21 protein-coding genes are annotated in these 20,905 nt (G+C 39.6%); 10 read left to right on the top strand and 11 right to left on the bottom strand.

The window, feature by feature from the left end; translation table 11 throughout:
- Positions 1-10: 10 nt before the first annotated feature.
- Positions 11-1,108, bottom strand: coding sequence for a TRAP transporter substrate-binding protein (locus LDM93_RS04500; protein ID WP_223890896.1), 1,098 nt, complete (start codon positions 1,106-1,108; stop codon positions 11-13).
- 62 nt (positions 1,109-1,170) lie between these two features.
- Here LDM93_RS04500 and LDM93_RS04495 point away from each other — a divergent pair, with 62 nt between their 5' ends.
- On the top strand, positions 1,171-1,833 hold the full coding sequence (locus LDM93_RS04495; RefSeq protein ID WP_223890895.1) for a class I SAM-dependent methyltransferase: 663 nt from the start codon (positions 1,171-1,173) through the stop codon (positions 1,831-1,833).
- A gap of 9 nt (positions 1,834-1,842) precedes the next feature.
- On the opposite strand, the gene LDM93_RS04490 is transcribed toward LDM93_RS04495, so the two are convergent.
- A complete protein-coding gene (locus LDM93_RS04490) occupies positions 1,843-2,823 on the bottom strand; it encodes a hypothetical protein (protein ID WP_223890893.1) in 981 nt (326 codons plus the stop codon).
- A gap of 2 nt (positions 2,824-2,825) precedes the next feature.
- A complete protein-coding gene (gene metG / locus LDM93_RS04485; protein WP_255586206.1) occupies positions 2,826-4,952 on the bottom strand; it encodes a methionine--tRNA ligase in 2,127 nt (708 codons plus the stop codon).
- Here metG and LDM93_RS04480 point away from each other — a divergent pair.
- Both LDM93_RS04480 and LDM93_RS04475 read left to right on the top strand, forming a co-directional pair.
- Positions 4,941-5,456: a hypothetical protein gene (locus tag LDM93_RS04480; RefSeq protein ID WP_223890891.1), complete on the top strand. Its 516-nt coding sequence runs from the start codon at positions 4,941-4,943 to the stop codon at positions 5,454-5,456. The genes metG and LDM93_RS04480 overlap by 12 nt on opposite strands.
- Positions 5,457-5,465: 9 nt before the next feature.
- Complete coding sequence (locus LDM93_RS04475; protein ID WP_223890890.1) at positions 5,466-5,714, top strand: GIY-YIG nuclease family protein; 249 nt, start codon at positions 5,466-5,468, stop codon at positions 5,712-5,714.
- Here LDM93_RS04475 and LDM93_RS04470 read toward each other — a convergent pair.
- The 3 genes from LDM93_RS04470 to mobB are packed head-to-tail and all read right to left on the bottom strand — an operon-like array spanning position 5,711 to position 7,274.
- The gene (locus tag LDM93_RS04470; RefSeq protein ID WP_223890889.1) at positions 5,711-5,908 is read right to left on the bottom strand and encodes a hypothetical protein; all 198 of its coding nucleotides are present in this window, start codon (positions 5,906-5,908) and stop codon (positions 5,711-5,713) included. The genes LDM93_RS04475 and LDM93_RS04470 overlap by 4 nt on opposite strands.
- Entirely contained in the window at positions 5,908-6,759 is an 852-nt protein-coding gene (locus LDM93_RS04465) for a class 1 fructose-bisphosphatase (RefSeq protein ID WP_223890888.1), read from the bottom strand. Before LDM93_RS04465 ends, LDM93_RS04470 begins: the two co-directional genes overlap by 1 nt.
- Before the next feature lie 17 nt (positions 6,760-6,776).
- Positions 6,777-7,274, bottom strand: a complete 498-nt coding sequence (gene mobB / locus LDM93_RS04460) for a molybdopterin-guanine dinucleotide biosynthesis protein B (protein ID WP_223890887.1) — start codon at positions 7,272-7,274, stop codon at positions 6,777-6,779.
- Between the two features lie 91 nt (positions 7,275-7,365).
- Between mobB and LDM93_RS04455 the strand changes: the two genes are divergently transcribed.
- Positions 7,366-7,884 carry a hypothetical protein gene (locus LDM93_RS04455; RefSeq protein ID WP_223890886.1) on the top strand — a complete coding sequence of 173 codons (519 nt, stop codon included), beginning with the start codon at positions 7,366-7,368 and terminating at the stop codon, positions 7,882-7,884.
- A gap of 18 nt (positions 7,885-7,902) precedes the next feature.
- Here LDM93_RS04455 and LDM93_RS04450 read toward each other — a convergent pair whose 3' ends face one another.
- Genes LDM93_RS04450 through gltX form a run of 3 tightly spaced genes read right to left on the bottom strand, consistent with a single transcriptional unit; the run spans position 7,903 to position 10,763 of the window.
- Positions 7,903-9,180 (bottom strand): transglycosylase SLT domain-containing protein, encoded by a 1,278-nt coding sequence (locus LDM93_RS04450; RefSeq protein WP_223890885.1) that lies wholly within the window; start codon positions 9,178-9,180, stop codon positions 7,903-7,905.
- A gap of 3 nt (positions 9,181-9,183) precedes the next feature.
- Positions 9,184-9,459: a YggT family protein gene (locus LDM93_RS04445; protein WP_223890884.1), complete on the bottom strand. Its 276-nt coding sequence runs from the start codon at positions 9,457-9,459 to the stop codon at positions 9,184-9,186.
- Positions 9,456-10,763, bottom strand: a complete 1,308-nt coding sequence (gene gltX, locus LDM93_RS04440; RefSeq protein ID WP_223890882.1) for a glutamate--tRNA ligase — start codon at positions 10,761-10,763, stop codon at positions 9,456-9,458. Before gltX ends, LDM93_RS04445 begins: the two co-directional genes overlap by 4 nt.
- Positions 10,764-10,983: 220 nt before the next feature.
- Here gltX and LDM93_RS04435 point away from each other — a divergent pair, with 220 nt between their 5' ends.
- From LDM93_RS04435 to LDM93_RS04425, 3 genes are all read left to right on the top strand, one after another.
- Entirely contained in the window at positions 10,984-13,248 is a 2,265-nt protein-coding gene (locus LDM93_RS04435) for a glutamine--tRNA ligase/YqeY domain fusion protein (RefSeq protein ID WP_223890881.1), read from the top strand.
- Between the two features lie 76 nt (positions 13,249-13,324).
- The gene (locus tag LDM93_RS04430) at positions 13,325-14,524 is read left to right on the top strand and encodes a class I SAM-dependent rRNA methyltransferase (protein WP_223890880.1); all 1,200 of its coding nucleotides are present in this window, start codon (positions 13,325-13,327) and stop codon (positions 14,522-14,524) included.
- A 116-nt stretch (positions 14,525-14,640) separates the two neighbouring features.
- A complete protein-coding gene (locus LDM93_RS04425; RefSeq protein ID WP_223890879.1) occupies positions 14,641-16,344 on the top strand; it encodes a diguanylate cyclase in 1,704 nt (567 codons plus the stop codon).
- Positions 16,345-16,377: 33 nt separating this feature from the next.
- Here LDM93_RS04425 and LDM93_RS04420 read toward each other — a convergent pair whose 3' ends face one another.
- Positions 16,378-17,118, bottom strand: coding sequence for an exonuclease domain-containing protein (locus LDM93_RS04420; RefSeq protein WP_223890878.1), 741 nt, complete (start codon positions 17,116-17,118; stop codon positions 16,378-16,380).
- A gap of 143 nt (positions 17,119-17,261) precedes the next feature.
- Between LDM93_RS04420 and LDM93_RS04415 the strand changes: the two genes are divergently transcribed.
- Genes LDM93_RS04415 through LDM93_RS04405 form a run of 3 tightly spaced genes read left to right on the top strand, consistent with a single transcriptional unit; the run spans position 17,262 to position 19,648 of the window.
- A complete protein-coding gene (locus LDM93_RS04415; RefSeq protein WP_223890877.1) occupies positions 17,262-18,077 on the top strand; it encodes a phosphatidylserine decarboxylase in 816 nt (271 codons plus the stop codon).
- A 27-nt stretch (positions 18,078-18,104) separates the two neighbouring features.
- Entirely contained in the window at positions 18,105-19,028 is a 924-nt protein-coding gene (locus tag LDM93_RS04410; RefSeq protein ID WP_223890876.1) for a PDC sensor domain-containing protein, read from the top strand.
- Positions 19,028-19,648, top strand: a complete 621-nt coding sequence (locus LDM93_RS04405) for an HAD family hydrolase (protein ID WP_223890875.1) — start codon at positions 19,028-19,030, stop codon at positions 19,646-19,648. The genes LDM93_RS04410 and LDM93_RS04405 overlap by 1 nt, the downstream gene beginning before the upstream one ends.
- Before the next feature lie 24 nt (positions 19,649-19,672).
- Here the strand turns inward: LDM93_RS04405 and LDM93_RS04400 are convergent, their stop codons facing one another.
- Positions 19,673-20,821, bottom strand: coding sequence for an MFS transporter (locus LDM93_RS04400; protein ID WP_223890874.1), 1,149 nt, complete (start codon positions 20,819-20,821; stop codon positions 19,673-19,675).
- Between the last annotated feature and the right edge of the window lie 84 nt (positions 20,822-20,905).

The following is a 20,905-nucleotide window of genomic DNA, read 5'->3' as shown; positions in this document are numbered from 1 at the left end:
TTTAGGGGTATTACCCTCTGATATTTAAAAAGTTCTTGGTACTGATATCATCCCAGGGTTTATTGAGTTTGACAAAATCCTGGTAACTTTTTAATACACGTTTAAAATCTTCACTTTTAGCACTTTCCGCATCCAGTACTTCTTCCAGTGCTACTTTGGCTGCATCCATCATATCTTTGGGAAATGTTCTTATCTCTACATTTTTTGGAAGTCCTTGCAGTGCTTTTGCATTTTTGTATCTGAATTCCTGAAGCATATTAGCGGACATCTCTTCACTGGCTGCAGTGATGATGGCTTGATGTTCGGTACTGAGCTTCTCCCATCGGGCTTTGTTAAAAGTGATCTCCAGTATAGAACCAGGCTCATGCCAACCCGTATAGTAGTAGGGTGCCGCTTTTGCAAAACCCATCATACTGTCAAGCGCGGGTCCTACCCATTCTGTAGCATCTATGGTACCGCGTTCAAGTGAAGTATAGATCTCTCCGGCAGGCAAAAGTACAGGGTTCACTCCCAGTTTTTTCATCACTTCTCCACCTAACCCGGGGATACGCATCTTGAGCCCTTTAAGATCAGCAAGTGAGTTGATCTCTTTTTTGAACCAGCCACCCATCTGCGGTCCGGTAGTTCCTCCTATAAGAGGATAAAGGTTGAATTTACCGTACATCTCACGCCAAAGTTCATACCCACCGCCAAATTTCATCCATGTGATCATCTCTTCGCTGGTGAGACCCAGTGGCATGCCTCCAAAGATGGAGAATGCAGGGTTCTTGCCTTTCCAGTAGTAGACACCGGAGTGAAATGCATCTATTTGTGCTGCAGAAGTAGAGTCAAAAACCTGAAGGGCAGGGACAAGAATATTTTTGGCATAGACTTTGATCTCAAGCGTCCCGCCACTGAGTTCAGAACAGCGTTTGGCAAAACTGTCTACCCCTGTACCCATAATGGGAAAGTGTGCAGGCCATGAAGTAGCAAGTTTGAGAGTTACTTTTTTACCCCGGTTTATATTCGCAGAAGCCCCTGCTTTTTTTTCTTCAGCTCTATGACATCCGCTTAGTGCTAAAGCAGTGGCTCCAATGGCTGTTCCGGATATAAAGTCTCTTCTTTTCATGCTGTTTTGTCCTTGAATTAATAGATTTAATAGTAACATAACAATCGTTTTAAAGGGGTAAAATGGACTGTCATATTTGTCATAATATATGTGAAACTTTTGTAGACAAGAAAACAAATATCGCTTACTATCATTGTACTAACTGTGAATATATTTTTAAATCACCTGAATGTCATCAGGACCTTAACACACAAAAAGAACGATATAATCTGCATGAAAATGATGAAAATGATACAGGATACCAGGCGTATTTCCAACGATTCCTTGATTTCATACTCCCTTTAGTGAACACACCGAAAACAGCACTTGATTTTGGTTGCGGCAGAAGTTCTTTACTTGCTTCAATGCTTAAAAAAGAAGGTATAGCGTGTGACTACTATGATCCTATCTATCATCCTGACACATTAGTAGAAAATAAAAAATATGAGCTGATCGTCTCTACAGAAGTGTTTGAACACCTGCATCAGCCTAAAGAAGTATTTGAGAGTCTCTTGGGACGGTTGGAAGAGGGCGGTTACCTGGCACTGCAGACACAGTTTCACCCCAATGATGTAGAGGCTTTCAAAAAGTGGTATTACCACCAGGACCCTACACATATCGTTTTCTTTACTGCGCAGACTTTTAGAGTACTTTGTAAAAAGTATGGTGTTGAATTTATCGCTGATAATGGGAAAAACATGGTGCTTATGAGAAAACCTTTACACTTACAGTCATTGCAAGTGTAAAAAAGATATCTAGAAAAGTGAGTACTCTTCCTGGATCGTATTTAACATACTTTTATCTGCATTGTAGATAAATGCATAGTTATAATGGATATTTTTAAGAAGGTCCTGTAACTCTTCTTTTGTTTCAAACCAGTGCGGGTGGTCAATACCCGGTACTTTGGTCTTAGGCGGTGTCATTACAACACTTTTTACCCACATATTACTTCTCATGACATATTCTCTTGCTTTGGTGATATCTGAGAGATTGTCGGTAAAGATAGCTACTTTAGCACTTTTGCTTGCCTGTGTACTTTTGAGTTTACCATCTATGAAGACCGGGGTAAAATGCTTCGTATACTTAAGACGGTCCACTGAATAAGGGAGTTCATGTGTTTCACAAAAGTCTATAGCACGAAGCAGATATTCTAAATGAAAAGGAATCAGTTCCTTTTCCTGATAGACAAACCCGCCTACTTTAAATGTACTTCTAAAGAGTGTATCAGACACCATGTACCCGTCTACTTCTCTGTTGAGCTTAGAGACGTCAGGTTTGATGAGTTCGAGGAGTTCTTTATTTGTTCCTACAAAGAGTGAACATTCAGAATTGAGTATCTGCTCAAAGGCTTTGCGCCAGTCGTCTGCAATAAAAGTAATGTTTGTTTTATGAACAAGTATCATCTTAAGAAAGGTCTGTTCATGTTCTGAAAGTAAGAAAAATTTTGATTCTTTTCTAATGACCACATAACGAATGAGTTTAAAGGCTGCAAGTTGGAGATCAGAGACCTTGATCCAGGCTATTTCATCATCCTTTTTGACTATACTTTCATCAGCGTAAACGATGGCATACGCACCATTGGCTATGGCTTGGTCTATTTCTTCCTGATTTGAAGAGAAGAAAAGATCACCATGCTCTACTTTTGAGTAGTAAACAGTCGCAGCTTCTATAGCTTGAACGTTTGGTGTGTTGGTGAGTGTTCCCTCAGTGAGGTTTACTATATCTTCAATTTTCATATTTAACCTATAGGTGTTCCAGCCGTTTTTGGCTTTTCTGGACGTATCATACACAGACCATCTTCATCTTTGGCAGCAAGAAGCATACCTTCACTCTTGAGACCCATGAGTTTAGCCGGTTTAAGGTTTGCAACAACACAGACTTGTGTGTTTAGCATATCTTCAGCACTATACCACTCTTTGATACCTGCAACCACTTGTCTAGGCTCATCTTCACCTACATCGACTTGCAGTAAAAGAAGTTTTTTACTCTTTGGTACTTCCTCTGCCTTTACAACCGTTCCTACTTTCAGAGAAGTTTGGAAGAATTGGTCTATACCTATCAGTGCTAACCCTTCTCCTTTTGTTTCTTTTTTAGTAGCTTCTTTTTTAGGCGCTTTCTCTTGTTCCTTTACATCAACAGGTTCTGCTTGTTCCAGTAAAGGCTCTTCTATACGTGGGAAAAGAGGGTCTATCTTCTCTAATGTAAATGTCTCAAGTAGTTTAGTATCTTTCACCATGCTGTTCCATGAGTCATTGTCTATGGTAAAGTGTAGCGCATTTGAGATCTTTTTACATACTTCAGGCATGACAGGTGAAAGCATGATCGATACTTTTGCAAGTATCGCCGCTATAAGTCCGTTAAGGGCCATCGCCTCTTCTTCTTTGCCTTCTTTCATCAGTGTCCAGGGCTGATACATATCGATGGCTTTGTTCGCTACAGTGAGCGGTCTCCAAAGCTCTTCGAGATATCTGTGTATCTGCATATCAAAAAGCAGTGGTTCCAAAGTGTCTAAAGAGGCATGTACTTCATCAAGTTCAGCCTGATAGTATTTGGAGACATTGGCTGAGTCTACAGTACCGTTAAAGTATTTACCGCTCATTCCTATGAGACGGTTGAGTAGGTTTCCAAGGTCATTACCCAGGTCGGAGTTGATACGGTCTATGAGTGCTTTTTGGCTAAAGTCACCGTCACCGCCAAATGGCACTTCTCTAAGCATAAAGTAACGGAAGTTGTCCAGTCCATAGGCATTTGCTACTTCTCTAGGATTCACAACATTGCCTTTAGACTTACTCATCTTTTCGCCATCTCTTGTCCACCATCCATGGGCTGCGATGTGTGTAGGAAGAGGCAGGTCAAGACTCATGAGGAATGCCGGCCAGTAGATAGCATGGAAACGTAAAATATCTTTACCTATGAGTTGAACACGTGCAGGCCATAGGTCCATTTTTGCTTCGTCAGTCCCATACCCCAGTGCCGTTACATAGTTCATAAGTGCATCGAGCCATACATACATCACATGTTTAGGGTCATCCATCTCTGCTGGCAGTTTCACACCCCAGTCAAAACTTGTACGCGTAATGGAAAGGTCCTGGAGTCCGCCTTCAACAAAACGGATCACTTCATTTCTTTTACTTTTTGGTAAAATGAAATTTGGATGCTCTTCATAATATTGAAGCAGCTTATCCTGATATTTAGAGAGTTTGAAAAAGTAACTTTCTTCTTCTACTATAGTCGTGCTCTTTCCACACTCCGGACAAAACTCATCATCAACTAATTGTATGCTAGGGAAGAAGGTTTCACATGAGATACAGTAGTGACCCTTATAGGTATCTTTATAAATATCACCATTTTCATACATGATCGAAAAGGCTTTTTGTACACCTTTCATGTGGTCTGCATCTGTGGTTCTGATAAATTTATCATAAGAGATGTCAAAATCATCCCAAAGGTTTTTAAAAGTGGCAGAGATCTCATCTGCATAGGCTTGGGTCGTTTTTCCTCTTGCTTTTGCAGCTTCTTCTATTTTTTGTCCGTGTTCATCTGTACCGGTCAGAAAGAAAGTCTCCAATCCTGACATACGAGAATAACGTGCAAGTGTATCTGCAATGATAGTTGTATACGCATGGCCGATGTGGGCAATGTCGTTAACGTAATAGATCGGGGTGGTAATATAAGATTTTTTGTGACATGACATATTGTGTAGTTCCTTAAACAAATGAGTTTGTAGAGTAAATTTGGTAAATATTTTAGCCAAAAAGTGCTGTATTATGGGTGAGAAAAGAAAATTATATGTTAATGATGTATAATTATACCAGAAGAGGGAATTGAGTGGGAACAATCTAAAAGGACAAACATGGATGACCATTCACGTGAAATAACAGATATAAAGAGTTTCTCTAAAAAAGAAACCTACACGGCTGAAGAAAAAAAAATGATCATGGATAGGTTAAATGAAGAAAGACTGATCCATCAAAGAGCAGAAGAGGAACTCCAAGGTAAAAAAAGATCATTTACGGAAGAAGAAAAAAAGAAGATCTTAGACAAACTCAATGAAAAAAGACTCAGTACTCAAAAACGGGAAGAGATCAAAAAGAAACGGCTTCATAATAAAAAGCGTTATAAGATCGCAAATAAAGAGTTCTATAAATTTACAAATATGGAACGAGAGTATTATATAGAGATCGCAGATTGTGATAAAATCAACACTAGAGCAAGTATTATTACACTTTATTATAAATCTATCAGTGAATATGAAGTGAAAAAGAAAGATGTACTCATTAAAACTGAAATATATTCAGACAAATTTTTTGTCTCGTATGATTGGGTACGTGTCTATTTTAAAGCGTATGCCCTTGAAGATGAGAAGTAAAAAGAAGAGATGTATTATGTGTATATAGTAAAGTGTGCAGATGAGACACTTTATACGGGTATCGCTACAGAATTGGAACGTCGTATAGAAGAGCATAACGGCTCGGATAAAGGGGCAAAATATACACGTGTCAGAAGACCTGTAAGCTTAGTTTATAGCGAAGAGTACGCAGATAGAAGTTCAGCTTCTAAACGTGAGTATGAGATCAAAAAAAAGATGAGCAGGGCAGAGAAGTTGAAGTTGATAAAGTCTTATTAGAACTCAAATCCCCCACCGGCACCTTTACTCATACTGTCATAGACAGCTTGGATATAGCTATCACGAACGACACAATCAAGCAGTTTTTCACAACGCATACAGCTTTTTAGCTGATGCTCTTTTTGACAGGCTTCTAGTTCAGATTTTTTCTGTTTTAGGGCAATTTGCCACTCATCGAGTACTTGGTCTGACATTACGCTTTGATCCCATAAGCATCTTTTAGTTTAGTGATCTCATAATTGGAACCGAAGAAACAAGGGCTTGTATCATGCGGGTGACCTGGAATAAGTTCCATCAGTCTCAACCCTTTATCATTAATGGCTTGTCCACCAGCCTGTTCATACATGAAAGCAAAAGGAATGACTTCAAAAAGCTGTCTGAGTTTACCATTTGGTTTGTCTGATGTAGCAGGGTATGAGAAGATCCCGCCACCTTTTAAAAGGATCTGGTGAAGGTCGGGTACCATACCGCCAGAGTATCTGAGACGGTACCCTTCAGCAAAAAGGCTATCTACAAATGTTTTGTGATATTCGATCCAGTTTTGTTGTGTCCCGCCAGGAGCATTGAGTTTTCCTTTTTCATCGAGTGTGATCTCGGAGATGAAGTTGAAAAGACCCTCCTGTGCTCTGTAATGTTTCGGGTTACTACCTTTTCTTGCTGTTACAAGTTCAATACGCGGACCATACACAACATAAGCAGAGGCTACAAGATTTTCAGCTTTCAATTCACCTTCATAGATACCGAAGATAGACCCTACAGAGAGGTTGACATCTGCCAGGCTTGAACCATCTAAAGGGTCATAACAGACAGTGTATTTACCATTATCATGTAACGCTAAGACACCTTCTTTTTCTTCACTTACCAAGGCTTTTACAAGAGAGACATCTTTAAAAGCTTCTTCTACAATATAGTCGCTTTTTACATCCAGTTTAAGTTGATCTTCCCCAGATGTGTTTGAGCTGTCACTGTACCCTAGGTCTTCTGTTTTGATCGCATGGTCTATTTTGATCGCAATTTTTTCTATGGTTTCAAATATGGTTAACATCTTTTATCCTCTTTTACTTATAATTGTTGTGCATGCTCATGGATCCACTCTATGATCTGGGCAGTGTTATTCAGGTCAAGTATATCGATATTCTCCGGTATAGTATAGCTTGCAATGTCTATAGTGTCATCAATCGCTATGGCTTCACTGCAGGCAAAATAACTTTCATCGATCTTGTTTCTGAAAACAGCAATACGCGGCAGCGGAAGCGTTTTAAGCCCTTCAACAAGTAGAATATCAAAGTCATTGATCATGGCTACGATATCGTCCAATGTTTTTTCTCTTTGTGAGAAGTAGGTGGTACGTGTAGGTGAAGTGACCACGACTTCTGCACCTGTTTGTGAGAATTTATGGCTGTCTTTTCCTTCTACATCAAACTGTGCTTTGTCTTTAGGATCATTTTTTATGATGGCTACTTTACGTTCTTTTATCAATATTTGTGCAACTTTTTCTACCAGAGTGGTTTTCCCACTGTTTGATGGACCGGTAAATGCAACAGCAACTCTTTTACTCACAGTATGATTTCCTTGAATGATGATTAAATGAATTATACATAAATCTTTATTGAATGTATGTTAAAATCCGTATTAATTACAAGGAGTGCACATGGTTAGATCCTGTTTATCGTTCATAGCCATTGCTCTCCTGCTTGGCTGCACATCCAAACAAGAGACAGATCTGATCCAGGGCTATAGTGAAAAAGTGACGTATCATAAGCAGTTACAAAAAACAGAAAAGACACAACTCTACCAGGATAATGTGACAAAAGTCATGTTAACTGCAACCTATCTCTATACTCCGAATTTTGAAAATAATGATACGCGAGATGAAGTTTTTATCGTGGGATTGTCTATGGAAGGTAAAGCATCAGGAGCGTTACATTCTGAGGAAAATACCTTAACTCTGAATGGAAAAAAAGCTAAAGAGATCAAAGCACTGAGTTTGAAGGATGAACGATTAAAAGATTTATCTTTTGTGACCCCGTGGAGCAGTTATTATCTTGTTACTTTTCCCCATGAGTCAAATAAAAAGATCACACTTCTCTTTGAGAGCAAACGCTACGGAAAAGGTACGTTACACTTTGCCAAAGTGGCGAAATATGTATTGACCAAAGAAGCGTTTTAATAGTCAGTGTTTTTTATATTACTTCCTGAATTTATCGGTTTCAGAAGGTGAGGCCAGTACGCTTAAAAGTGGAAATATACGTGTTGTCACCCCAAGTTTATTGAGATAGATGACATAATTTGCCAGAACCTTTTTTCCATATTCTCTAGCTTCTTCGTTTTCCATTTTTTCCATACTCATATAGGGTTCATAAGGACCTCTTCTGAAGTTTTGTTTTTTAGTTATATGTCTTCTTGTAAAGCCTATACCTCCATTGTAAGCATAGGCTATGAAAAGTGGATGGTAAAGGTACTTGGTAAGATAGTCAAGGTGGTAATCTGCATACTCTATGGCCTTGTAGGGATTGAATATCTCATCATAATCTATCTTCTCACCTTTCTCTTTGGAAACATGTTCGATGAGAAATGGCATAAACTGCATCATACCCAATGCAAAGGAACGTGAGACAGAAGCCGGTACAAAACGACTCTCTTGTCTTGCTATAGCATAGATAAGTGCTTGTCTTTCCGGTGTCATATGTTTCATGGCCTTACGGTAAGGCATGGGGAAGTAAGACTCCGTATAGTTACAGGCCTTGGCTTTGAGGTAGGTATAGATTCCGATCGTTTCTTGAGACTTATGATCCTCTGCCAGATCATCCAGGTCAACACCTGAATGCATCTTCTGTTTGACTTTAGCCCAACAGATAGGGTCTTCGATATCAAACCCCCATGTACTACTTTTCCAAAGGGATTCTGTAATGGTTTTTGGATATCTTCCGTTTATCGTGTCTGCTGCCATTAATGTATAGATATTGACATCACAGCTCTCACGTAAAAGTTTGATGTATTCATCCTCTTTGGTACTCAAATAGAGCCAGAAGAGAGACTTGTCTATGTCATAACGCTGTACATAATTTTTGCTAGCATCCTCAAAATAATCTGCTGCCTGCTTAGGCTTTCTTTGCTGCATCAGAGCAAGCCCATGCTTGAAACTTTTGTGAGCTTTGCTTCTTCTTCTCCAGTTTTTGTTTGTTTCTCCGGTTGCTGTGATCTTTGGGAGTTCAACAGTTGATCCGGTTCTGTTATTGTAAGCTTTTCGAAGCTTTGTATTGAGTCTGCTTGCTTCATAGATGATCTTTTTGGCTTCAGCAGCTGTAGTGTTGGTCTGTGAAAGAAAACGCCAGATATAGTAATCTTTTTCTATACTCTTTGGCATCTTGTGGATCTGTTCGTAGGTGAACTTTTTCGCATGCAGTGTGGATGTACCCATAGAGAGTACAAGCAGCAATAAAAGAAAAAGAAACTTCACGCGCATGTATTATCCGAGTACAGCACGCATCATAAAATTGTCAATGAGTTGTAGACCTAAGATCACAACCAAGGGTGAGAGATCGATACCTGAAAGTACAACAAATGGCATTTTACGTCTGATAAAGCTTAGGACAGGTTCTGTTAAACGGTGAAGTACCTGCACGATAGGGTTATAGGGATCAGGTCGTACAAAACTTAACAGTGCAGCAATGATCACGATCCAGATATAAAGATTCAGTACTGTGTGTAAAGTTTGTACAATGGCGTAGATAAGAGCATTCATGATGCTACCTCCAGTAAGTATGGTTTGATAAGCGAATAGATCTGGGAAAGTTCAGGTCCATGTTCCGCACCTGTAAGAATGAGTCTTAAGGGTGTAAAGAAGTTCTTCCCTTCCAGTCCACTCTCTTTCATAAGGTGTGCTTTAAATGCGTTAAAGTCATTTATCATAGGAGCATTATGGATGATGTCTTCTAGGGTGTGCATCTGGGCACTCCATTCACCTTCAAAATTTTTAGGTGCAAAGATAGGGTTGATCTTCGATTCAAGTTCGTTGATCGTACTTGCCTCTTCAAGGTAGAGCTTAGCCAGTTTTCCGATGTCTTCATCTGCAAAACCAAAGAGTGTAGAGAGAAGTTTGTCATCCAGACGTTTAAGGTGTTCTGCGTTGATAAAACGGAGTGTATCTATGTCAAACTTTACAGGTGATTTGGAAAGTTTGCTCAGATCAAACCATTCGAGTGCCTCAGGCATGGTAAAGATCTCTGTGGGTGTTTCGTTGCCAAGTGAGATCAGGTAGTTGACGATCGCATCGGGTATGAATCCCTGCTCAAAAAGCCACTTGATCGAGCTGGCATCATCCTGCATATCCATCTTCTCACCTTTACTGTTAAGTATGATAGGCAAATGTGCGTACTCTGTCTCCTGCTCATAACCAAGAAGTGTTTTGATATGTGTTTGTTTCGGAGTGTTTGAGAGGTGGTCCTCACTACGGATGATGAGACTGATCCCTGAGATCATATCATCACAGGCACAAGCAAAGTTATAAGTAGGTGTTCCGTCACTTTTTAAAATGACAAAAGAGTCTACTTCATTGGGTGCAGTCTCAATATCTCCCTTGATAAGGTCATGGTTGATTATCGGTGCATCAGGTTTTTTGATACGCACGACAAATGGTGTCTTATCTTCTTTGAGTTTTTTTAGCTCTTCTGCACCTACAGTTGAACACCGTCCGCTGTAGTTGTAAGCCACATTATTCTGTTTTGCCTCTTCTCTGTCTGCCTCGATCTCTTTGGGTGTACAGGTACAGACAAATGCTTTTTTCTCTTCAAGGAGTCTGATCGCCAGTGTTTGGTGTATATGAAGGTTCTCACTCTGGTGAGAGACGCTGTCGTGAGGAAGCGCGAACTTCTCAAGGATCTCCATGATCTCAGTATCTTTGCCAGTGATGTTTCGCTCTTTATCCGTATCTTCTATACGTACGATGAAGTTGACATCTTTTTGTCTGGCTGTCATGTAGTTGAATAGTGCTACACGAAGGTTTTCTATATGCATATCACCCGTAGGTGATGGGGCAAATCTAAGCATTTATCTGACTCCAAAAGTTGTGACTTTATAAGAGTGTTATTATAGTGGGTTTAATTTATAAGTATGTTAAAGAGCGATAGGTTTTGCTATGCTTTTTACTTTGAAGCACTTTTCTCGTGACTCAACCTGCCATTTAGTATGAAGACAATACGCTTTACCTAAGATGTGATAAGCTCTAATTGGATAAAATACAACTTTAAAATCAAAAGGTTTAATAATAATGAGTGAGAGCAAAGATTTTTTACGTACTATCGTTGAAGCGGACTTAGAATCAGGCAAGTATAAAGAAGTTCATACAAGATTCCCTCCAGAGCCTAATGGTTTCCCACATATCGGACACGCCAAATCTATCGCTATAAATTTTGGTATTGCACGTGACTATCAGGGACGCTGCAACCTTAGAATGGATGATACCAACCCCACTACAGAAGACACGAAATATGTTGAAGCACTCAAAGATGCTGTACAGTGGCTTGGATTTGAATGGGATAATAGTGTACGTTTTACTTCTGACTATTTTCCTGAACTCTACGATTATGCTGTTACACTTATTAAAATGGGCAAGGCATACGTGGATAGCCTCAGTGAAGATGAGATCCGTGAATATCGAGGAACGGTCACCGAAGCGGGAAAACGCTCTCAATATGCCGATCGCAGTGTTGAAGAAAACCTGGACCTTTTTGAAAGAATGAAAAACGGTGAGTTTAAAGACGGTGAACACGTCCTGCGCGCCAAGATCGATATGTCCGCAGCGAATATGAAAATGAGAGATCCGCTTCTCTATCGTATCAGACACGCACACCACTATAGAGCAGGCGATGCGTGGCATATTTTCCCAATGTATGACTTTGGTCACTGCTTGTCTGACTATATTGAAGGCATTACGCATTCTATCTGTACACTGGAGTTTGAAAATAACCGTGATATTTATGATTGGGTACTTGATACGCTTGGGCTAAAACCGCCAAGACCTTATCAGCATGAGTTTGCAAGGCTTGCTATCAACTATACGGTGATGAGTAAAAGATTGCTTTTAGAATTAGTGAATGAAGGAAGGGTTAGCGGCTGGGATGACCCTAGATTGCCAACAATTGCCGGATATAGAAGAAGAGGGTATACGCCAGAGTCTATTCTAAACTTCTGTGATCAAATAGGTATCGCTAAAGCAAACTCAACGGTGGATGTTTCTCAACTCGAGTTTTGTATCAGAGATGACCTCAATACAAAAGTACCGCGTGTGATGTGTGTACTTGACCCACTTAAAGTCACCATTGAAAATTATGAGGGTTCAGAAGCACTTGATGCGCCATACTACCCACATGATGTACCTAAAGAGGGTTCAAGAAAGATACCTTTTTCAAAAGAGATCTATATTGAGCGTGATGACTTTATGGAGAACCCTCCAAAAGGTTATTACCGTCTTACACCAGAGCAACCGGTCAGACTTAGACATGCTTATATCATCACTTGTAAGGAAGTGATCAAAGATGCTGACGGCACTATCATAGAGATAAAAGCAGCGTATCACCGTGATTCTAAAAGTGGTTCAGATACCAGTGGTATCAAGGTTAAAAGTGCTATCCAATGGGTAGATGCTACCCAGGCTAAAAGAGTAGAACTAAGACTCTATGACAGACTCTTTAAAGATGAAGCCCCTGAAGGGTTGGAAGATATCAATCCAGACTCTTTAAAAGTGATCAAAAATGCGCTGATCGAGCCTGCGGTCATCACAGAGAAACCTGATGAGAGATTCCAGTTTGAAAGACAGGGGTATTTCTATGCCGATCCTATAGATTATACGGATGAAACACCGGTGTTCAATAAAATTGTCGCTCTTAAAGACTCTTATACTAAAAAGAAAAAAGCAGATGATGGATCACCTAAGAGTGAACGTAAACCTCAAGCTAAACAAGTGCAAATAGATGGTGAAGTATCCCCTATGAGTGAAGCTGAACAAGCACTGTTTGATAAGTACACTACTGAGCTAAAACTAAATGACATGGTTGCTGATATTTTAGCTAGAGATGAACAACTTTCATCATTTTATGAAGCGGCTCTATCTGTAAACAATAGTCCTGTAACAATCGCTAACATCGTTGCCAATGAAGTAGCCAGAGAGTTCAAAGAGAAACAAGCAGATGAGCTGAAATTTAGCGCAAGACAAATAGGTGAACTTGTTAAGATGGTTGATGATGAGACCATTTCAAGTAAAATTGCCAAACAAGTATTTGAAGAGATGGCTAAAACAGGAGAAAGTCCGGCACAGATCGTTGAAGATAAAGGGCTTGTACAGATAAGTGACCCTTCACAAATCTTACCTATTATTGATGAAGTGATTGCAAAAAATCCGGATAATGTTGAAAAGTTCAAAGCAGGAAATACAAAATTATTAGGCTTCTTTGTAGGACAAGTACTCAAAGCCACAGGGGGCAAAGCAAACCCGCAAGTGGTGAATGAACTAGTGGCTGAAAAGTTAAAGTCATAAAGGAAGTTACACCACTTCTGCGGTGGAACAAATAATTGTATGTCGGTGTAGAGTTAGTACGCTGTCAAGGATGAATATGAATAATGCAATAGACTTAACCATTAAACCACAATATATCAAAAATTACAGGAACGGATATCCCTTAATCTCCAAAGACTCTATAGTGGACTGGAGCAAAGTAAAAGATGAAGGAATGATCGTTCATCTGCTTGATGATAGAAAAAAGTTTATCGCTAAAGGGTATTACGGTCAACAGAACAAAGGGTATGGCTGGGTACTCTCCTCTAAAAAAGAGGAAAAGATCGATGTTTCGTATTTTAGAAATAAAATAAAAGCGGCTATACAATACCGAAAAGGTTACTACAACGATAATAACACTACTGCTTTCAGGGTCTTTAACGGTGAAGGTGACGGCGTAGGTGGTTTAACGATAGATTATTTTGATGGCTTTTACCTGGTGACCTGGTACAGTCTGGGTATTTATGCATTCAGAGAAGATATCCTGGAAGCACTGAAGTCTCAAGTAGAGTATAAGGGTATCTATCAGAAAAAGAGATTTGATACAAAAGGTCAATACCTTGATGATGCAGATGATTTTGTCTGTGGTAGCAGAGGTGAGTTTCCTTTGATCGTAAAAGAAAATGGTGCAAAATTCGCCATCTATCTGGATGATGGACCTATGGTGGGTGTCTTTTTAGACCAAAGAGAAGTGAGAAAAACGATTCGTGATAGTTATGCCAAAGGAAAAACGGTACTCAACACTTTCTCTTACACAGGAGCATTTTCTGTTTTTGCCGCCTTGGGTGGTGCAACCAAGACCACCAGTGTGGATCTTGCGAAAAGAAGCCGCAGTAAAACAGAGGAACAATTCATCATTAACGGCATTGATCCAGAAGCACAGGATATCATTGTTGAAGATGTCTTTCATTACTTTAAATATGCAGTCAAAAAAGAGATACTCTTTGATGTAGTGGTACTGGATCCGCCTAGTTTTGCCAGATCGAAAAAGCATACCTTCTCTGTGGCAAAAGACTATGTCAAACTGCTTAAAGAGGCGATACAGATAACAAATAGGGACGGGGTGATCGTTGCATCAACGAATTATGCGAATTTGAACATGGGGAAATTCAAAGAGTTTATTGACAAGGCATTTAAAGAGCTGGGGGGAAAGTACAAGATAGAAGATACGTTTTCTCTACCCAAAGATTTCAGGGTCATGGAAAAATTTAAAGAGGGAGATTATCTGAAAGTAGTATTCATCAGAAAGGTAGTTTGAATACACTAATGTTATCAAAATAATGCCTGTTAATAATTTTATGTTATTATAGTAACCCAAAATTAGAATTAAAACTAGTACAAAAGAGTGTGTCTTATCAATAGCAAGGATAAAAGATGCAAAAAACAATTTTTTTAGTACTTTTTTCTTATCTTTCCCTTCTCTATGGAGATGTACAGTTAAAGGTACTGGACCTTTCAAACTCACACTATGAAATCGGTGAATCGATGCTTGAGTATGAGGATACGACTGCGAAGATGACATTATCCGAGATACGCCATCTTCCTTCTAAAGATTTTATACCACTCAATAAACCCGTAGCAAGCCATCCCTTTACAAATTCAGCATTTTGGTATCAGTTCAAAGCGATCAATAAAGAAGACAAACCTCTATCCAGACTTATCATCTTTGAACCAGCCTGGCTTGACTCAGTGAACGTTACTGTCATATCTTCAAAAGGAGAAGTCAGAACCTATCAGGGAGGAAACATCTATCCTTATTCAAAAAGGGCACTCGATCACTATCTTATCAATTTTGAACCACTGTTTGAACCGGGTATATCTACCGTATATGTTCAAGTGAAAACAAGAGATCCTTTTATTTTTGCAATGTCTGTTATGGATAAAGCATCATTTTTAGCCGAACAGGCTGATGCGTCGATGTATATCGGTTTGGTGTATGGTGGTATTGTTGCCATGCTCTTCTATAATCTTTTTCTCTATTTTGGTGTGAAAGCCCGTTACTATGCTCATTATGTACTCTTCCTGGTCGCCTTTTTTGCGATGAATGCTTCTTATAACGGCTATACTTTTATGTACCTCTTTCCTCATTGGCCTACCGTGCAAAACTGGGCACAGTCTACCTCGATCTATTTTTATGTAGTGACCGCACTGCTTTTTGCAAGATCATTTTTAAACTTTGTGAAATACCATCATACCCTTTACATCATCACAACGTTCCTGATCTTTGGTATCGTTGGTGTAGCAGTACTCTCAGCTATGATCGGTGGCTATCATTATCATGTGATGCTTTCAATCATATCCATACTGTTGATCAGTGTTTATCTTTTTGGTATCGCTCTGTACAGTTTACTCACGGGGAACCATTCTGCCCGATTTTTTCTTCTGGGTACTGCCAGTGGTTTGATCGGTGCTTTTATTACTGCACTGACGGTCATGTCGTATATCCCGTATACCTATCTGACCTATAAGGCCAATGACATTGGTATGTATATCGATGTGGTTCTGCTTTCTATGGCACTGGCAGATCGTATGAAAATGACACAGGAGAAAAGGATCATCGCAGAAAAAGAGGCAAAAACAGATATCTTAACAGGGCTCTATAACCGCAGAGCATATTATGAGATATCACATAAAGAGTTTAACCGTCTCTTACGGCACAATAGATGTCTCTCGATCATTATGTTTGATATCGACCATTTTAAAGAGATCAATGATACCTATGGTCATGATGCAGGAGACAATGTATTGAAAGCTGTAGCAAAGATCGTAAAAGGTGTGATCCGGGAATATGATTATGCTTTTAGAATGGGTGGTGATGAGTTTTTGGTTTTATTGCCTGAAACCAATGAAAAACAAGCCTTGTTCCTTGCTGAACGTATCAGAAAAAGAGTAGCCACTAAAAAGTTCACAGATAAAGATAATACGTTCTTTATCACTGCCAGTTTTGGTATCAGCCAATATAACCATATTGAAAGAAGCATAGAGACGATTGTAAGAAGAGCCGATAAAGCCCTTTACCATGTCAAAGAGAGCGGAAGAAATAGGGTGAAAGCTTTAGATAAATTCATCAGAGTGTGAGTGTAGAAATAGATTGCCTACAATCTCCCACACTTATGATGCCAGATAATAGTCCAAAGTAAAGGTCATATCTTCATCCAGGTCCAGATTCGCTCTCATCCATGTAATGTAGCCTCTGTCTTCATTCACGACTTCAGCGATCTCTCTGTCTTTATATTTTCCGAATTTAAAGGTTTTCATTATCACAGGCGTTTGTGTGAGTTCAGCCAGTTTTTGCATAGGGTTGACTCCTGCAAATTTCTCCTGTGTCAGACGTACCAGTTTAGAAAGCAGCAGTTTCATCACAAGCACATCACCTATTGCATCATGAGCTTTGATAGTGATGCCAAGTTTTTGCGCTTCTGCCTGTTCGATCTGATAGAGTTCAAGCGCGTATCGCAGATACTGCAGTCTGTGATTAGGGCTGTCAGGAAGCAGGTGCTTGGCACAACGCAGTGTATCTATCAGGGTATAGTGATTTTGAAAACCCTCTTTTTCCAGCATGCCCATATCAAAAGAGATATTATGCGCGATAAGATAGTTCTCTTTTTGGTTGAGTTGCTGTACTTTTACCGCAAAATCAGTTTCATCATAGAGACCCTTATCTGCTATGAGGTCTGGTGTGATGTTGTGTACTTCCATGGCTTCTATACTGATGGGTACAGGGGCTAGGCACAGTTCATCAAACACTTCGATCTCATCTTTACTGTGTACGATCATCGCACCTACCTGTATGATGCGGTCCTGTTCTTGGTTTCCTGTGGTCTCTGTATCGAAAAGTACGTATTTTGCCATGCTGTATCCTTGAATATATTGACACAGATAGTATCGTATTTTATCTAACAACCCCAACCCTAAATGACAAATGGTATAATACTCCATATATTATGAACCGTCTGGCCAGGATCAGACACATAGGTTCAATTACAGGAAACACAATGGCTAAACACTTTACCTCCATCCTCTCCAGTGCATTTGGAAAGTTCGCTTCTAAAGCATTCTCATCGCCCGTACAAAATTTTATTAACAAAGGGTATGTAAAACTCATGGGGCTTGATATGAGTGAGTTTAAGGAGCCTAGCGCTTATCCAACACTGAACAAACTCTTTACAAGAGCTTTTGAAACACCTAGAGCATTACCTGCTGATAAAGATGCACTGATCTCGGGTGTGGATGCACTTATCACTGATGCAGGGCCGATCAAAGAAGGTAAAGCCTATCAGATCAAAGGGATGAGTTACAGTATTGAGAAGCTTTTTGGTGCATACCATCAGGAGGCAGTAAGCAAGGTAGAAGGAGGAGAGTTTATCAATTTCTATCTTTCTCCCAAGGATTACCATCGTTATCATATGCCGATGAGACTCAAAGTGAAGTCCCTGACACATATCCCCGGTAAACACTATCCTGTGAACTTTCCATTGCTTCGTCATAAAGTGGACCTGTTCATTGAAAATGAGAGAGTGGTGATTGAGTGTGAAGATGAAAAGGGCAGAACGCAGGTCTTGGTTCTTGTGGCTGCACTTAATGTAGGCCAAATGGTTGTGACCTTTGAAGAAAAAGTGAGAACGAACTCAGAGATAAGAGAACCGGTGCATTATGAATATGAAGATTTTTGGGTAGAGAGGGGAGAGTTCTATGGTTGGTTTGAGATGGGTTCTACTATTTTGACCTTCTCAGAAAAGGGGAGTATCTTCCCGGAAGTAGCGATCAATCAAAAAGTAAAATTTACGGATGTTTTAGGTAAAGTATTATAGAAGTTTACAAATAAAAGGAAGAATAGTATGCAGATTAAAGAGATAGAAGAGTATGCACAGGTCCGTGCGAAAGCAAGAGCTTACCTTTGTTATATCATAGGAAGACATATTTCTCAAACTATTATCAATGGTGATGTTTCTACGGTGCTTGCAAAGTTAGAACCGCTTAACGAGAGTATCGCTGATGCAGAAGCGATCTATGCTCTGGACGGTAAAGGCATACAGATCACTGAAAATATCTCTAAGAATAAAAAGCTTAGAGGTATTGGTAAAGGTGAGGATAGAAGTGACAGGGCTTACTATTATAGAACGCTAAGAGAGCATCGTTGTTCCCTAACGGAACCATACCCATCCAATGTAAGTAATGAGATGGTTGTCACTGTATCATTTCCTATTGTAGATGACAAAGATAATTTGATCAGTATTATCTGTGTAGATATCACTTTGCCAAATATTTTACGTATGGTGCATCCAAGTTCTATTGACTCATTTTCGGGAACATTAAGTAAAATTGCATATACCGCTTTCTCTTTAGCACTTGCAGGCGTTTCACTCTTACTCTTTGTCAAAGGTGTTACAGCATTCTTGCATTTCGGAATGGATTTTTCTGCCATTGACATCAATGAAATGTTTAAAGCAACGATCCTTTTGACCCTCTCTCTAGCTATTTTTGATCTGGTCAAAGCGATATTTGAGGAAGAGGTTTTGGGTAAGGAGAAAAGAGAGGGGGCAGGTGAAGGGCACCAGACCATGATACGTTTTTTAGGTTCCATTATCATTGCGCTCTCCATTGAAGCCTTGATGCTTGTCTTTAAGTTTGCACTGACAGATCCAGCTCAGCTAGAGTATGCCGTATATCTTATCTCTGGTGTCGCACTGCTTTTAGTAAGTCTTTCTGTTTACGTGAAGTTTAACCAAGCAACCATTAAGAATAAAAAGAACAGTAAATAGTGGATAAAAAACTGATTATTTTTGATATGGATGGTACACTGGTCAACTCTTCGTTGACCATAGCCAATGCTATCAATTATGTACGTGAAAACCTGGGTTTCGAACCTATGGAACAAGAGTATATTTTAAGCTTGGTGAATGACCATACGATTAATCCTGCACAAACCTTTTACCATGCAAAAGCATTTGACAGGGACCATGAAAAATGGTTTTCTGAGTACTATACGAAAAACCATGAAAGGGAATTGGTACTCTATGATGGTATTAAAGAACTGCTTGAAACCCTTAAAGACAAAGGGCACGACCTGGCAGTAGCTACCAATGCCTATAGGGGTTCTACGATAGAATCACTGACACACTTAGAGGTCTATGGGCATTTTGATACGATCGCCTGTTATGATGATGTGCATGAAGGAAAGCCTCATCCGGCGATGCTTCACAAGATCTTGGAGGAGTTGGAACATAGTAGTCACCAGGCACTTTTTATCGGAGATGGTCCACGTGATGAGATGGCAAGTAAAAGAGCAGAGATAGACTATATCATGGTAGACTGGGGTTTTACAGACCATACAGATGCCGTACGCAGTGTCGATGAACTGCATCAATTACTGATACGTTGAATCCTCTACTTTTTATCTATACTTTTACGCTTTAGACATTTTACCTTTTAAAAACAGTATGAGTGATATCATTAAGGCTATACATGATACGATCAAAAATAGTCCTTGAATCCCATAGAGTTGTACTATAGGTTCCAGGAGCAACGGAGAAGAAAACTGTCCTAAAAAGAAACTTGATGCAAGTACTCCTGAAGCTTTCCCCCTTTTGTGGGCAGGGACTTTCGAAAGAAACCATGAATTGGTATTGACAAGGATCAGGCCAAATCCTATACCTATAAATGCAGTACTGTAAAAGAGTTGTGCAATAGAATGGGCTTGAGAAATGATGAACAGACCTATACCAAAAAAAATAAAAGTAATCATATAAATATGCATATAGGAAAACCTTGCTTTGAGTTTTGCATATTGTCTTGCGGTGAGTGCATTGAAAAGCATCGCTGTAGCAATGACCAACCCTATTGTACTTGGCTTGCCATGTAAAGTCTCTATAATAAGATAAGGTAATTGTGTTGGCAGCATATAAAAAAGTACCATCGCAAAAAAAGCAGTGAGGTAAACAGGCCAGAGTTTGGCCTCAATCTCTATGTCACTTTCGACATGCCTATGTTTCTCGGGTTCATAGAGAGAGGTAAGTAACAGAGGAAGAAAGAACAGAGGCAAGATATAAATAGCAAAAGGGTAGGACCAATGCAGTTGAGCTAGTAGACCGCCAGCTGTGATAAAGACTATCCCTCCCATAGCCACGGCCATCCCTTGAATAGACATAAATTTATGCCGTGCCATTTCATCAAGATAATCACCTATGAGTGCAGTAGAACTGGTCATGAGTAGTGCAACAGCTGTACCTAGAACCGCCCGGCCGGCAAGAATAGCATAGAAATTCTCAAGATAAAATCCTGAGCTTCCGCCGAGTACAAAGAGAAAGATCCCTGTATAAAGCGGTTTTAACCTGCCAAATTTATCTACAATGATCCCAGCTATCGGGGCAAAAAGTGCAATGATGATGGAAGGAATGGTCAACATCAGCTTTGAAAGAAATTCGATATGAGGGAGATGGCTGAATGTTTTACTGATGAGGGGGAGAGAAGAAACGACAGTGATGCCGGACATCACACCCATTGTTGCGATCAGTAAGAGTGAGATCTGTATCTTTTTGTTTAGTGTTTTAGACATGAGAAGCTTTATAGATAAATTAATGGTTAAAATCGATTATACCTTCTTTTTAATGTTGAGGTATTGAGTTGATAGCGTAATATA

Source organism: Sulfurovum sp. TSL6 (assembly GCF_019972115.1).
Lineage (GTDB): Bacteria > Campylobacterota > Campylobacteria > Campylobacterales > Sulfurovaceae > Sulfurovum.
The sequence above is the reverse complement of the archived record's forward strand: the minus strand, read 5'-3'. Positions and strand labels throughout refer to the sequence as shown.

Coding starts and splice junctions, on each gene's coding strand:
- LDM93_RS04500 (WP_223890896.1), bottom strand. CDS start 1,108: ATGAAAAGAAGAGACTTTATATCCGGAACAGCCATTGGAGCCACTGCT.
- LDM93_RS04495 (WP_223890895.1), top strand. CDS start 1,171: ATGGACTGTCATATTTGTCATAATATATGTGAAACTTTTGTAGACAAG.
- LDM93_RS04490 (WP_223890893.1), bottom strand. CDS start 2,823: ATGAAAATTGAAGATATAGTAAACCTCACTGAGGGAACACTCACCAAC.
- LDM93_RS04480 (WP_223890891.1), top strand. CDS start 4,941: ATGGATGACCATTCACGTGAAATAACAGATATAAAGAGTTTCTCTAAA.
- metG (WP_255586206.1), bottom strand. CDS start 4,952: ATGGTCATCCATGTTTGTCCTTTTAGATTGTTCCCACTCAATTCCCTC.
- LDM93_RS04475 (WP_223890890.1), top strand. CDS start 5,466: ATGTATTATGTGTATATAGTAAAGTGTGCAGATGAGACACTTTATACG.
- LDM93_RS04470 (WP_223890889.1), bottom strand. CDS start 5,908: ATGTCAGACCAAGTACTCGATGAGTGGCAAATTGCCCTAAAACAGAAA.
- LDM93_RS04465 (WP_223890888.1), bottom strand. CDS start 6,759: ATGTTAACCATATTTGAAACCATAGAAAAAATTGCGATCAAAATAGAC.
- LDM93_RS04455 (WP_223890886.1), top strand. CDS start 7,366: ATGGTTAGATCCTGTTTATCGTTCATAGCCATTGCTCTCCTGCTTGGC.
- LDM93_RS04450 (WP_223890885.1), bottom strand. CDS start 9,180: ATGCGCGTGAAGTTTCTTTTTCTTTTATTGCTGCTTGTACTCTCTATG.
- LDM93_RS04445 (WP_223890884.1), bottom strand. CDS start 9,459: ATGAATGCTCTTATCTACGCCATTGTACAAACTTTACACACAGTACTG.
- gltX (WP_223890882.1), bottom strand. CDS start 10,763: ATGCTTAGATTTGCCCCATCACCTACGGGTGATATGCATATAGAAAAC.
- LDM93_RS04435 (WP_223890881.1), top strand. CDS start 10,984: ATGAGTGAGAGCAAAGATTTTTTACGTACTATCGTTGAAGCGGACTTA.
- LDM93_RS04430 (WP_223890880.1), top strand. CDS start 13,325: ATGAATAATGCAATAGACTTAACCATTAAACCACAATATATCAAAAAT.
- LDM93_RS04425 (WP_223890879.1), top strand. CDS start 14,641: ATGCAAAAAACAATTTTTTTAGTACTTTTTTCTTATCTTTCCCTTCTC.
- LDM93_RS04420 (WP_223890878.1), bottom strand. CDS start 17,118: ATGGCAAAATACGTACTTTTCGATACAGAGACCACAGGAAACCAAGAA.
- LDM93_RS04415 (WP_223890877.1), top strand. CDS start 17,262: ATGGCTAAACACTTTACCTCCATCCTCTCCAGTGCATTTGGAAAGTTC.
- LDM93_RS04410 (WP_223890876.1), top strand. CDS start 18,105: ATGCAGATTAAAGAGATAGAAGAGTATGCACAGGTCCGTGCGAAAGCA.
- LDM93_RS04400 (WP_223890874.1), bottom strand. CDS start 20,821: ATGTCTAAAACACTAAACAAAAAGATACAGATCTCACTCTTACTGATC.